Origin of the sequence: Gluconacetobacter brunescens, from assembly GCF_048695475.1 — a bacterium.
GTDB lineage: Bacteria > Pseudomonadota > Alphaproteobacteria > Acetobacterales > Acetobacteraceae > Gluconacetobacter.
The window spans coordinates 2,266,816-2,280,330 of record NZ_JBLHEN010000001.1; the positions used below are offsets into that span (position 1 = coordinate 2,266,816).

Annotated in this window: 11 protein-coding genes; 1 reads left to right on the forward strand and 10 read right to left on the reverse strand. The window is 66.3% G+C overall.

Annotated elements, in window-relative coordinates; translation table 11 throughout:
- Positions 1-209: 209 nt before the first annotated feature.
- The 10 genes from ACMAUO_RS10080 to araD form a co-directional block, all read right to left on the reverse strand.
- Positions 210-1,643, reverse strand: coding sequence for an HlyD family type I secretion periplasmic adaptor subunit (locus ACMAUO_RS10080; RefSeq protein ID WP_420356759.1), 1,434 nt, complete (start codon positions 1,641-1,643; stop codon positions 210-212).
- Positions 1,640-3,823: a peptidase domain-containing ABC transporter gene (locus ACMAUO_RS10085; RefSeq protein ID WP_420356760.1), complete on the reverse strand. Its 2,184-nt coding sequence runs from the start codon at positions 3,821-3,823 to the stop codon at positions 1,640-1,642. The genes ACMAUO_RS10080 and ACMAUO_RS10085 overlap by 4 nt, the downstream gene beginning before the upstream one ends.
- A 125-nt stretch (positions 3,824-3,948) precedes the next feature.
- On the reverse strand, positions 3,949-4,335 hold the full coding sequence (locus ACMAUO_RS10090) for a hypothetical protein (RefSeq protein WP_420356761.1): 387 nt from the start codon (positions 4,333-4,335) through the stop codon (positions 3,949-3,951).
- 217 nt (positions 4,336-4,552) lie between these two features.
- Complete coding sequence (locus ACMAUO_RS10095) at positions 4,553-5,035, reverse strand: GlcG/HbpS family heme-binding protein (RefSeq protein ID WP_420356762.1); 483 nt, start codon at positions 5,033-5,035, stop codon at positions 4,553-4,555.
- 60 nt (positions 5,036-5,095) lie between these two features.
- Complete coding sequence (locus ACMAUO_RS10100) at positions 5,096-5,569, reverse strand: GlcG/HbpS family heme-binding protein (protein ID WP_420356763.1); 474 nt, start codon at positions 5,567-5,569, stop codon at positions 5,096-5,098.
- Positions 5,570-5,787: 218 nt separating this feature from the next.
- Entirely contained in the window at positions 5,788-6,663 is an 876-nt protein-coding gene (locus tag ACMAUO_RS10105) for a DoxX family protein (protein WP_420356764.1), read from the reverse strand.
- A 46-nt stretch (positions 6,664-6,709) separates the two neighbouring features.
- On the reverse strand, positions 6,710-8,134 hold the full coding sequence (locus ACMAUO_RS10110; protein ID WP_420356765.1) for a carbohydrate porin: 1,425 nt from the start codon (positions 8,132-8,134) through the stop codon (positions 6,710-6,712).
- 134 nt (positions 8,135-8,268) lie between these two features.
- Positions 8,269-9,768: a CoA-acylating methylmalonate-semialdehyde dehydrogenase gene (locus ACMAUO_RS10115; protein ID WP_420356766.1), complete on the reverse strand. Its 1,500-nt coding sequence runs from the start codon at positions 9,766-9,768 to the stop codon at positions 8,269-8,271.
- 49 nt (positions 9,769-9,817) lie between these two features.
- On the reverse strand, positions 9,818-10,636 hold the full coding sequence (locus tag ACMAUO_RS10120) for an HpcH/HpaI aldolase family protein (protein WP_420356767.1): 819 nt from the start codon (positions 10,634-10,636) through the stop codon (positions 9,818-9,820).
- Positions 10,637-10,671: 35 nt separating this feature from the next.
- Positions 10,672-12,453, reverse strand: coding sequence for an L-arabinonate dehydratase (araD, locus tag ACMAUO_RS10125; RefSeq protein ID WP_420356768.1), 1,782 nt, complete (start codon positions 12,451-12,453; stop codon positions 10,672-10,674).
- A gap of 126 nt (positions 12,454-12,579) precedes the next feature.
- Between araD and ACMAUO_RS10130 the strand changes: the two genes are divergently transcribed.
- Entirely contained in the window at positions 12,580-13,497 is a 918-nt protein-coding gene (locus tag ACMAUO_RS10130; RefSeq protein ID WP_420356769.1) for a LysR family transcriptional regulator, read from the forward strand.
- The last annotated feature ends 18 nt before the right edge of the window (positions 13,498-13,515 follow it).

Sequence of the window (13,515 nt, forward strand, 5' to 3'; positions counted from 1 at the left end):
GTGAACACAGGCGCCAAAAAGTGCGCCCCAGATCGGATTGAGCCGCGAAGTTTTGGCCCGCAAACGTGGGCTGGTGAGCGAGAGCTGCACGCAGTGCAGCGCCCGGCGTGTGTCCGCGAGCACCGGAGCGGAGCGGCCTTGATGGCGTGAGCACCGGAGCACAGCGGACGCGCGTCGGATCGCCGCCAGCGCGCGTTTGCGGGCCAAAACTATGGTTCGCGCATGCCATTGGTTAGGGCCGGCACCAGATGATTCATCAGATACTGCATGATGGTACGGCGGCCGACATGGATATCGGCTTCGACCGGCATACCGGGCTGGGCGTGGAAGAAGGGCGGCACGCCATGCAGCGTGTAGCGATCGACCCGCACCCGCGCGCGGTAATAGGCATCCATCCCGCCGGTATCGGCCGACTGCGCCGGGGCCGGCGATCCGGGAGCGCCGCGCCCGCTCTCGCCGGGGGCGAAGGAATCCGCGCTGATGACGCGCACCGTGCCTTCCGCGCCGCCATACTGGGTGTAGGGAAAGGTGGCGAATTTCAGCAGCACATGGTCTCCCGGCCGGATGAAGCCGACATCGGAGCCCCGGATCGCCGCCTCGACCTCCAGCCCGCTATCGACCGGCACCAGGGTCATCAACTGCGTACCCGACTGCATGACCGACCCCACGGACAGGGCGGCGATGCTCAGCACCACGGCGTCGCGGTCGGCGCGCATCACCACCATGCTGTGCCGCAGCCCGGCCTTGCGGGCTTCATCGCGCGCGTCGGCCAGATGGTGCTGGGCGGTCGCGAGATCCTCGTAGATCGTGGCTTTCCAGTTCTGCGCGAAGCCGTCGCGCTCGGCCGTTACGGCCTCCAGCTTCGCGCGGGCGCTGTCGGCGGCCTGATGGGCGGCGATCTGCGCGCGCTCGACCTCCATCAGGTCGTTCTGCGCCGCCAGCGTGGACAGGCGGCTGCCCACCTGGTCGCGTTGCAGGCGCAGGCGCATGGCATGCACGTTGGCCGCCACGCGGGCGCGGGCGCCATACATCGCGGCATCGGCCAGATTGCCCTGCATGTCGCTGCGCGCGCCGGCGATCTGCTTGTCGTAGTTCTGGATGCGGGCGGTCAGTTCGGCCCGGCGCCGCGCGAAGGCGGCGGCCTCCTGCATCGCGGCCGGGTCGGCGGGGTCGGGCGCATAATCCCGGCCCTCGGCCTCGGCCGTCAGGCGCGCGACCTGGGCGGCGTAGGCACTGGCCTGCTGGCCCATATCCTCGACATCCGCGCCAGTCAGGGTCGGGTCCAGGCGGGCGAGGATCTGGCCCTTGTGGACGAAATCGCCCTCATGCACGTCGATGGTGCGGATGATCGCGGTTTCCAGCGGCTGGACCACCAGCGTCGCCTCGGTGGAGACCATCCGCCCCTGCGACGCCACCACCTGGTCGAGCGGGAAGACCGACATCACGATCACCCCCATGATCGCGAGGCCCGAGATGATCCACGCCAGATACAGCGCCGAGGCCGTGGGCGGCAGGTCGATCAGCGCCAGGCTGGGCGAGTGAAATTCCAGCAGGGCGCGGGGCATGTCGCGATCGGCGGTCTCGGGCAGCACATAGGCTTCCACGGCGTCGGACTCCGGCGGTACCAGCGGGGTGGCGGTCATGGCGCGTCTCCCTCGGCCAGCATCGCCGCCGGATGGGCGTGGGCGCGGCCGCCCGCTTCATGCCGGTTCTGTTGCTGCCACAGCGAACGGTAGATCGCGCAGCGTTCCAGCAGGACCGCATGCGGCGCGATATCGACCACCTGCCCCTGGTCCATGACGCAGATCTGGTCGCAATCGACCAGCGAGGACAGGCGGTGCGAGACGATGACCATGGTGCGCCCGCGCGCGATGCGTTGCAGGTTGGCGTTGACCACGGCCTCGCTCTCCGGGTCCAGGGCCGAGGTCGCCTCGTCCAGGATCAGCAGTTTCGGGTCGCAGATCAGCGCGCGGGCGATGGCCAGCCGCTGCCGCTGGCCGCCGGAGATGTTGGTCGAGCCTTCCTCGATCCAGGTTTCGTACCCCGCCGGCATGCGCTCGATGAATTCCTCGGCCCCCGCCAGCCGGGCGGCGCGGATCACGTCATCCAGCGTCAGGCCCGGCCGGCCGGCGGTGATGTTGTCGCGCACGGTGCCCCGGAACAGGAAATTATCCTGCAACACCACGCCCAGCGACCGGCGCAGATGCGTCAGGTTGATCTCGCGCAGATCCACCCCGTCCAGCCGCAGATAGCCGGTATAGGACCGGCTGACGCCCTGAAGCAGGCGGGTGATCGTCGATTTGCCCGAGCCGCTGCGCCCCACCAGCCCCAGCGTGCTGCCGGCCGGGACGTCGAAATTGACGCCCGACAGGGCGCGCGTGGTGGCGCCGGGATAGGTGAAATAGACCTCGCGGAACGACAGGGCACCGTGAACCACAGGGCGCAGTCCGGTCGTCAGCGCCTGGCGTTCGGTCGGCTGGTTCAGCACCTGGCCGGCTTCGCCCAGCGCGCTGCGGACCTCGTTGAAATCATCCAGCAGCCGCGCCAGCCCGACCAGCGGCGACGCGACGCGGCCACCGAGCATCATGAACGCCATCAGCGCCCCGGCACCCATGTCACCGTGATGCGTCAGGATCAGCCATGCGCCGACCAGCATGATCCCGCGATTGATGAAGAGTTCGAACGGCTGGGCCACGGTCGCGGCCATGTTGCCCATGCGCCCCGCCGCCAGCCCCCACAAGGCGGACTCGGCCGAGCGGTCGTCCCAGAGCTGGCGCCTTGTCTGTTCCAGCGCCAGCGTCTTGACCGTGCGGATGCCCGCCACCGTTTCGTACAGCACGGCGCCACGCGCCATGTCGGCGACGATCTTGCGGCCGACCAGATGGCCGACCGGCCGCATGAAGCCGAACACCACCAGGCCGATCCCGCCGGCGGCAGCCATGGTCATCCAGGCCAGCGGCATGCTGAAATAGAACAGGAACGGCAACACGACGACCAGCGTGAACAGGTCCAGCACCGTGTTCATCAGCTTGCCGGTCATGAAATCGCGCACCTTGTAGATGGCGGATACCCGGCCGATCACCTGCCCGGCCTGCTCGCGCTCGAAAAATTCCAGCGGCAGGGACAGCAGGCGATCGAACACCAGAAGCGAGATCCTGGTATCCAGCCGCGTCGTCACCACCAGCGCCAGTTCGCGCCGCGCATAGGTCAGCAGAACCTCGTAGAAGCTCATCATGCCCAGGATCGCGGCAATCGAGATCAGCGTGGAGAACGAGTGGTAGCTCACCACCTTGTCCACCACCTGCATGACGATCAGCGGCGGGAAGATCGCCAGCACGCTCAGCACCATCGAGGACAGCAGGATATCGCGCAGCAGCCCCTTCTCGCGCAGCACCATGCGACCCAGCCACGCGGCGTTGATCGGCGCGTCGGCCTCGCTCTGGTCGCGGCGGCGCTTGACCAGCAGCACATCGCCCGTCCAGACCTGTGCGAGGCGCAGTTCGTCGAGCGGCACGGGGGGCGTGCCTTCATCGCCCAGCGGATCGCGCAGCCACACCACGCCCCGATCGGGGTCGCCCGCCACCATCAGCCCCGCCGAGCCGTCACGAAACATCAGGACAATCGGCGGCACGTTGCGCAGCCGCACCAGGTCGCGCCAGCGCAGGCGCATGCCGCGCGCCACCGCGCCGCTGTCGTTCAGCCAGCGCGCCAGGGCCGCCGGCGAAGGCGCGATCTCGCCCGGCTCGGCGACGAAATCGCGCACATCCATCGAAAGACCATGATATCGCGCCGCCGCGACCGCCGCATACAGGCGGATCATCATCGGCGTCGGCCGCGCCCCTGTCCCCTGATCTGCCCCCTGGTCTGGCTGCGCCACGGATCGTCCTTCGCTGGTGCCGGTGGGGCGACCCTAAAGCGGGAAGACGAATGGACGGTTAATGCGCAGCGCTAAGACGCATCCGCCATCGAAAGCCAGGTGGGGCGATAGCGTGCCGCAACCACGCGGTTGGCCTCCAGCGCCTGCCGCGTGCCCTCGCGCAGCGCGGCGGGCACCACCACGATGACCCGCGCGAACCACGGGCGCTGGCCGGTAACGCGGGCACGGAACAGATCGGCCAGCATGGCGGCAATCGCGCCGTCCGGCGTGCAGCAGACGCAGCCCCCGCCATGCCCGAAGGGCGAGGACGCCGGCAGCACAAGCTGATCCAGCCATTGCCCCTCGCCGCCATGGGTGCCCGCCATGCGCAGCACCAGCGTCGCGCGGCCACCCGGCAGGCGGGCAAAGGCGGCCTCATCCACCAGTTCCAGCGCGATCCGCGCGTCATCGCCTCGCATGATGGTCCTCCACGACCGGTCGATGGAGGAGTCTATCACATCGAGGCATGATGACGATGATCCGCACGGGGAGATCAGGCCTCGTCAGATCCTCAAGGATCGGGAACCGGCTGGGGCTCGATGCTTCATCGCGATACGTGACGATTCAGCCGGTGCGCGCGGCACCGTTCCGCACCAAGCCCCTTGCCGGTTCCCGTATAGCCGGGCCTTCGGCTTCTTACGGATGGAAGTTGGTCGCGCTGGCGCTCGCCACGGCATCGTCCAGATCGTCGGTCGCGCCGCTGACCCCAACCGCGCCGATCACGTATTTTCCGTTCATGACCGGGCGGGAGCCCGGCACCGCCGCAATGCCGGGGAGCGTCATCAGGAAGGCCTGGTTCTGCTTGATACGCTCGGCGAACTCCTTGCCCGGCGAGGAATAGAGCGCGGCGGTCCGCGCCTTCTTGATGGCCGTATCGTCGGTGCCGGTCTGGGAATCGTCCATGCGGGTAAAGGCCAGCAACCGGCCCGATCCGTCGACCACCGCGATGCTGACATGCATGCCGCGCTGCTTCGCGTCGGCCTCGGCGGCGCTCAGCAGACTTTTCGCGCCCTCGCTGCTGAGAATGGCGCGCGTCAGCAATTTGCCTTCGGCATGCGCTGCCGCGAACGCGGGAAACAGCGCCAGAACGGCCAGAGGGCCGAGATGTCTGATTTTCATGTGCGATCCAGATGCAGGAGTGTTTGAAAGACTGGTCCGATTGTCATGGAGGATTTCAGATCAGTGAAAATGCTTGGCCGCGTCGATAACGAGCGCCTGCTCGTTCTCATTGGTATCGCCGCTGGTGCCGATGCTGCCGACGACCACATCCCCCTGCTTGAAGACCGCGCCACCCGCCGATGGCAGGATGCCTGGGACAAAGCCGATAGGCAGGTTCTGCGCACGCGCGGCGTCGAAGAATTCGATGGTGTTCCGGGCGAAGCGCGCGGCCGACTTCGCCTTGGCGATCGAGGCATCGACGCAGCCCGAATAGGCGCCCTGCATCCGGATGAAGGCAACGAGATTCCCGTCTGTATCTTCTACCGCGATGCAGAGCTTGAGGTGCCGGCTTTCGGCGAGCCCGACCGCATAATGGGCCATGTTCAACGCCGCCTCGGTGGTGATGTTGAGCTGCGGCGCCGTCGACGACGACTGCGCGAGCGCCGGGGTGCTGAAGGAGGCCAGCGCGGCGAGAACTGTAAAGATCCGTTTCATGTTACGGGTTACCTTATTCTGATTGTTATTCGTGAACCCTGATGACGTTTCGACCGCAGCGCGAGCACACAGGCGCCGACAATAAAAACGTCTGACACTCAAGAGAGTTTTACATGGTTTACTTGATATTCATTACTATACTTTGCGAAAAGAGCAAAGAATCCAGAAAGGAAACAAGCGCACCTCTCATCCATGTGATGTGACCCTGTCACCATTTTTCAAGAATCCGCCCGCGCGTAATCCGGTGTGGCCGACACGCAGAGCGGACGCAGGACGCGCGGCATCCAGCCATGCGCGATCATCCAGCCGTCAATCGAGAACTTTCCCGCACCTGCAATCGAAAAGCTCGCGAACAGGACGATCATGAGCATGGGATATTCCCAGCCGCCGACCGGTGCATTGTTCCAGGTGAAACCATCGCCAAAATGACGGCCATATTGATTGGCGATCAGATAATAGACCGCCCCGCCGATACCGGCCGCGCGGGTCAGCACCCCCATCCCCACGCCGATCGCGATCGCGAGTTCGCATAATCCGGCGGCGATCACGGCCAGGCCGCCCGACGGCAACCCGAACCCGATGAACAATTGCGCCATGTGATGGAAGGAATGAAAGCCCGCGAACAGTTTTTCCGCGAAATGCCCCACCATGTCGAAGCCAAAATAGATGCGGATCGTCGCGATCTGCCATTGCAGGTGGCCGCCCCCTCCCGACACGCGGCAGGCCCTCCAGTCATGCACGGCACAATCGGCGTAAAGCACGAGATAGACCAGGAACGCGATCGTGGAACTGGCCATGCCGGGCACCGAGCCATGAATGGCCGCCACGCGCCAGCTGATCAGAAAAGGCAGCAGCGAGCCCAGAAAGCCGGCGACGAAATGCCCGGGCATGACCAGAACCGCGATCAGCAGGGCCAGGCCATCCAGCCCGATCGTGGAGAGACGGGCAAAGTCCGGAATCACCGGATCGACAAACGAGGAATAGGCCATCGTGCCGCAGCACGCGGCCAATGCAAGCCACAGCAGCCAGCCGGGCACGAAGCGCGGATGGAGGGCCACGAACGATGACGGCAGGATATCGGGTTTCAGCAACATTGTTTTTCTTCTTTTCACCATGTCGCGCGACTCACACGCTGAAACGTCAGAGGATGGCGTGAAAGTTGATGCCGAGGATCGTTGCGTTGGGAACACGGCCCGAGCCGCCCGGTCGCCAGAAATACTGAAAATCCGGGGCGAGATCGATTCCATCCCTGAGATGAAAATTATAGGTGATGTCGAAGATCGACTCCCGGCTGGCGAGGAGCGGCATGTTGGGGGCGAGCGGATCGGGCGTGTACGCGGTCGCGCTCGGCTGCCAGATCGACTTGACGTTGGGGCCGTAGCGCAATGTGGACCAGGTCATCCCCAGCGCGTCGCGCGGCCGGCCGGGAAACTGCCCGACATCGATGAGGCCGACATAGGCCTGGTCGGAAACGACCGAGATCGCGGACGTGACATGGGTGTAGCCACCCTGGATGATCACGCCGCTGTCGGAATAGGGGCCGTTGCGCAGCACCATCTGGTCGCACGCGATATAGCTGATCATCTGGCCGTGCCGCCAGCGGGTCGCGCCGTCGTCGGCCGGCACGTTGTAGGCGTGGGGCGAGGAATCCCACAGCATGCCGGCCTTGTAATGCCCGTTGAGGCGATGCGGGCCGAAGACCGGCTCGTAGCCCCCGCCGATGGCCAGGGTCACGCCCGTGATATGGTCGCCGCCCCAGTCGGTGCCCGCAGTGCCGCCCTTGATCGGGCTGGTCTCATAGGCGCCGAAGGTCAGGTAGGTCGGCGTCGTGGGGCGCACGCGCAGCATCGCCGACCACACGGTACCCGGCCAGGACGAATAACCGTCCGTGAGGGTCGTCGCGCGAGGCTGGCTGCATGTCGCCTGGCCCATGACCAGGCATTGCAGCGGGCTGGAATCGAAATCCGGTCCGGGCGCGTAGCGGCCCATCGTCAGGATCACCCGGCCGTGCATCCATTTCTTCTGGGCGTAGAAATAGACGAGATGGATCACGACATTGCCGCCGCCGCCATAGATCTGCTCGGGGTTGACGATGCCGTCCTGCAACGCATCGGTCGAAAGCCGCCTGCCATGGCGCTGCACGGCGGTGATGGTGGTGGTGAAATCGGGAATATGCAGGATCTTGTTCCAGTCCAGATCGACCTCGACCGCGACCTGACCTGCGAAATCCTGCGCCTTGCGCGTGCCGCCCGACAGATTGCCGGCGAATTCCGACCAGTCGTCGATCAGCAGGTTGACCCCCTTGTCCGCGAGGGTCTCACGCCAGCGCCCCACCTCGCCCTGGAGGAGATGGGTGACGGGGGGCGGCGGCGGATAATAATCGGTCCCGGGCGGAATCGCGTTGAGGATTTCCGGCAGGGCGCCGGGGCCGGTATTCGTCGATTGCGCCCATGACCGCATGGCTGGCATCATCATCGCCACCATCAGAAGAACGAACACGAGAAAAGGCCGCACCGCCTGCCTTGCGCGCGCGACGTGCCCGACCGCATCAGCACGGTTGAACATGAAGAAACCTCTTGTTTTTATTCTTTTTCGGATTTCTTTATGAGTAGGCGTTGTCTTTATGCCATGCGGATGACTTCCGTTTCGGGCGGGTGAAGTCCCGCCCGTGTTTCAAGCCGGAAAGAGTTCGGTCTCGCTTACCCGTGTGTGGGCATCGCGAATTCCGCGCCAGTGCGAATGCCCGTGGGCCAGCGCTGGGTCACCGCCTTCATGCGCGTGAAGAAGCGCACGCCCTCCGGCCCATGCATGTGATGATCGCCGAACAGCGAATCTTTCCAGCCGCCGAAGGAATGAAACGCCATCGGCACCGGAATCGGCACGTTGATTCCGATCATCCCCGCCGTCACGCCGTGGGTGAAAGCGCGGGCGCTGTCGCCGTCGCGGGTAAAGATCGCGGTGCCGTTGCCATAGGGGCTGCCATTGACCAGTGCCAGCGCCGCCTCGAAATCCGGCGCGCGCATCACGCACAGGACCGGGCCGAAGATCTCCTCGCGATAGATTTCCATTTCCGTCGTTACATGATCGAACAGCGAACCGCCGATGAAGAAGCCGCCCTCGTGATCCTTCACGACCAGATCGCGGCCATCGACCACCAGCGTCGCCCCCTGCTCGACCCCGGAATCGACCAGCGCGCGGATCTTCGCGCGATGCTGGGCGGTTACGACCGGCCCCATCTCGCTGGCCTCGTCGGTGCCGGCGCCGATCCGCAGCGCCCGCGCCCGCTCGGCGATCATCGCCACCAGCGGGTCGGCGACCGGGCCGACGGCCACCGCGACGGAGATCGCCATGCACCGCTCGCCGGCCGAGCCGTACGCCGCGCCGATCAGCGCATCCACGGTCTTCTCCAGATCGCAATCCGGCATGACGATGGCGTGGTTCTTCGCACCGCCCAGCGCCTGCACCCGCTTGCCGGCCGCAGTGCCCGTCGCATAGACATGCTTTGCGATCGGCGTCGAGCCGACGAAGCTGACGGCGGCGATGGCCGGGTGTTCGAGGATGGCGTTGACCATGTCCTTGTCACCATGGACGACCTGGAACACGCCATCGGGCAGCCCGGCTTCCTTGAAGATATCGGCCAGCAGCACCGAGGCGGACGGATCACGCTCGGACGGCTTGAGGATGAAGCAGTTGCCGGTCGCGATCGCCATCGGCGCCATCCAGAGCGGCACCATCACCGGGAAATTGAACGGCGTGATGCCGGCGGCGATCCCCAGCGGCTGGCGCATGGTCCAGGCATCGATGCCCCGGCTGACCTGCTCGGTATATTCGCCTTTCAGAAGCTCGGGCGCGGCGGTGGCGAACTCCACGACCTCGAGCCCGCGCGTGATCTCGCCCCGGGCGTCCGACAGCACCTTGCCGTGCTCGGCGGTGATGATCGCCGCCAGGTCGTTGCTGCGGGCCTCGATCAGGTCGCGGGCGCGAAAGAGGATGCGCGCCCGGGTCAGCGGCGGGGTTTCGGCCCAGGCCGGAAACGCCTTGCGGGCGGCGGCGATGGCGGCCTCCAGGTCATGGGCATCGCCGAGCGCGACCTGGCAGGCGACTGCACCGGTCGCGGGATTGAAGACATCGGACCGGCGCGTGCCGTGGCCTTCCGTATGGTGGCCGCCGATGACGTGGGGAATGATCTTCGTGCTCATCTCTATGTTCCTGAACTGCATGCGGTGAAGGTGGGCCCGCGCGGGCCGATCAATAGGAGGCCGAGGCCGTCGTGCCTGCGACCGCATCGCCGGCCTGGGCGCGTCGGCGGACCTCGGCCACGGAATCCTGCGCCGCCTGGGCGAGCAGGCGGACATCATTGGAGACCGTGACCAGATCGCACCCCCAGCCGATCGCGCGGGCGGCATAGGCGGGCGAGCCGTTATGCAGCCCCATGCGGATGCCGGCGCCGCGGGCGGCGGCGATGATGCGCTGGATGGCTTCGAGCATCTCGGGCTCCTCGCGGTCGAAGCCGGTGCGGTAGCGCCGCCCGGTCAGGCCGAGCGTCAGGTCGGCGGGGCCGACATAGACGCCGTCGAGCCCCGGCGTGCGCACGATCTCGTCGAGATTGGCCATCGCCTCCGCCGTTTCGATCATCGCGAAGCACAGCACCTCGTCATCGGCGACGGCACCGTAATCGCCGCCCAGCGCAAAATTGGCCCGCGTCGGCCCGAAGCTGCGGCAGCCACGGGGCGGATAGCGCACGTAGGAGACCAGCCGCTCGGCATCGGCGCGGCTGTTGACCATCGGGCAGATCACGCCCCAGGCGCCCGCATCCAGCGCCTTCATGATCGAGGCCGGGTCGAGCCACGTCGAACGCACCAGCGGCGCCACGCCCGAGGCCCGCATCGCCTGGAGCATGCCCAGCATGCCTTCGTAGCCGATGGCACCGTGCTGGGTGTCGATGGTCACCGAATCATAGCCGGCGGCGGCCATGATCTCGGCCGAGAACGGGCTGGCGATCGACAGCCAGCCGTTGATCACCGCCCCGCCCTCTGCCCAGACACGCCGGATCGGGTTCCTGTTCATGCTCTCTGTCCTGTCCCTGGCCTGTCCGGGCGGTGCTAATAGATGACCGGCTCGGGCACCGGGGCGCCGAAATCGGTCTGGAGGAAATCGAAATCGCACCCCTCGTTCGCCTGGCGCATATGGTGCGCGGCCATCCAGCCATAGCCGCGCCCGTAGCGCGGCGGCGGCGGGGTCCAGGCCGCGCGGCGGCGTGCCAGCTCCTCCTCGGGCACCTCCATCGAGATCGAACGTGCCTCGACATCGACCGAGATGATGTCGCCGGTTTTCAGAAGCGCCAGCGGCCCGCCGATATAGCTCTCGGGTGCCACATGCAGCACGCAGGCGCCGTAGCTGGTGCCGCTCATCCTGGCGTCCGATAGGCGGAGCATGTCGCGATACCCCTCCTTGATCAGGCGCTTGGGCATCGGCAGCATGCCCCATTCCGGCATGCCCGGCCCGCCCAGCGGGCCGGCATTGCGCAGGACGAGGACATGATCGGGGGTGACGTCCAGCGTCTCGTCCTCGATCGCCTTCTTCATGGTGGGGTAATCGTCGAAGACCAGCGCCGGCCCGCTATGTTTGTGAAATTTCGGGTCGCAGCAGGCCGGTTTCATCACGCAGCCGTCGGGGGCGAGGTTACCGCGCAGGACGGTCAGCGCCCCGCCAGCCTCGCCGGTGAACATCGGCCTGTCGAGCGGCCGGATGACGTCGTCGTTCCACACCTGTGCGTCCTTGATGTTCTCGCCCACGCTGCGGCCGGTCACGGTCAGGCAGGAGAGGTCGAGGAAGGACGAAATCCGCTGCATCAGCGCCGCGATTCCGCCGGCGTAGTAGAAATCCTCCATCAGATAGGTCGTGCCGGTGGGCCGGACATTCGCGATCACCGGCACCTCGCGGCTGGCCCGGTCGAAATCGTCCAGGCCGATCGGAACGCCGGCGCGGCGCGCCATGGCGATGACGTGGATGATGGCATTGGTCGAGCAGCCCATCGCCATCGCCACCGCGATCGCGTTGAGGAAGGCGGCGTGGGTCTGGATTTTCGACGGTTTCAGATCCTCGCGCACCATGTCGACGATCCGCCGCCCCGAGCTCTTGGCCATGCGGATATGGTTGGAATCGACCGCCGGGATCGAACTGGCCCCCGGCAGCGACAGGCCGATCGCCTCGGCAATGGCGGTCATGGTGCTGGCCGTGCCCATCGTCATGCAGGTGCCCGCGCTGCGGGCGATGCCGGCCTCCACTCCCTGCCAGTCCGCCTGGGTGATCTTGCCGGCGCGCAGTTCGTCCCAGTATTTCCAGGAATCCGCGCCCGAGCCCAGCGTCTTGCCCTGCCAGTGGCCGCTCAGCATCGGGCCGGCGGGCACGTAGATCGCGGGAATATCCATGCTGGTCGCGCCCAGCAGCAGGCCCGGCGTGGTCTTGTCGCAGCCGCCCATCAGCACCGCGCCATCCACCGGGTAGGAGCGCAGCAATTCCTCCGCCTCCATCGCCAGCATGTTGCGATAGAGCATGGTGGTGGGCTTCATGAAATTCTCGGACAGCGAGATCGCCGGAAGCTCCAGCGGAAAGCCGCCGGCTTCCAGCACGCCGCGCTTCACGTCCTCGACCCGCTGCTTGAAATGCATGTGGCAGGGATTGATGTCCGACCAGGTATTGAGGATCGCGATAACCGGCTTGCCTTCCCAGTCCTGCGGATCGTACCCCATCTGCATCGCGCGCGAACGGTGCCCGAAGCTGCGCAGATCGGCCGGCCCGAACCACCGCTCGCTGCGCAGCCTGCGCCTCTCGGTGCCGCCCGTGGCCAGGTCGGGCGTCCGGGCTCCGGCGTCTTCTGTCATGCGTTCTTCTCCTTGCCCGTTCATGGCCATCAGCCATGGCGGGATGCGTTCGGGGGCAAGTTAGGGCGCGACAGATCCGTGGTGTCCAGATTAGATACGGCATGGATCAAGACAGGATTGGTATCAATGCTTCAGCTCACCCAGGTCCGGTGCTTTGTCGCGGTCGCGGAAGAGCGCCATTTCGGCCGGGCGGCGGCGCGGCTGAACATGACGCAGCCGCCGCTGAGCCGGCAGGTCCAGCTTCTGGAGCATGAACTGGGGGTCGAACTGCTGGAACGCACCAGCCGCAGCGTCCGGCTCACCCAGGCGGGCACGGTGTTCCTGGCCGAGGCACGGCGCCTGCTGCGCGGCACGGAGGACGCGGTGCTCGCCGCCCGGCGGGCCGGACGCGGCGCCCTGGGGCAGATCGCGATCGGCTTTACCCCTTCAAACAGCTACGATTTCCTGCCCCGGCTGATTTCCGCCCTGCGCGCGGACTATCCCGATGTGGAACTGATGCTGGAAGAGATGATCACCCGCGACCAGCTCGCGGCCCTGGCCTCTCACCGCATCGACCTCGCCTTCGTGCGACCGCCCTTCGAGGCCGCCGAGATCCGGTCGCGACGGGTGCTGGCCGAACGCATGGTCGCCGCCCTGCCCGCCGACCATCCGCTCGCGGCCCGCAGCGCGCTGACGCCGGCGGACCTGGAGGGCCAGGAACTGATCATGTATTCGATCCTGGGCAGCGGCTATTTTCACGACATCGTGCGACGGCTGCTGGTCAGCGCCAACATCCGGCCCCGCCTCGTGCATCACCTCACGCAGATCCACGCCGTGCTCTCCATGGTGAAGACCGGCGTGGGCATGGCGCTGATTCCCGAATCGGCCTCCCGGCTCGGTATCGGAAATGTCATCTGCCGCCCGCTGGCCTTCGGCGAGGAGATCGAGGTCGAGCTGTTCATGGCTTATCGCGCGCAGGACGCAAGCCTGGTCCTTGAAAATGTCATGGCTGTTGCGGAGAAAATCGCCAAAGCGGGGCGACTGGCTGCTGCGTCCGCCCCCTGACCGGCAGGGCGCCCGATC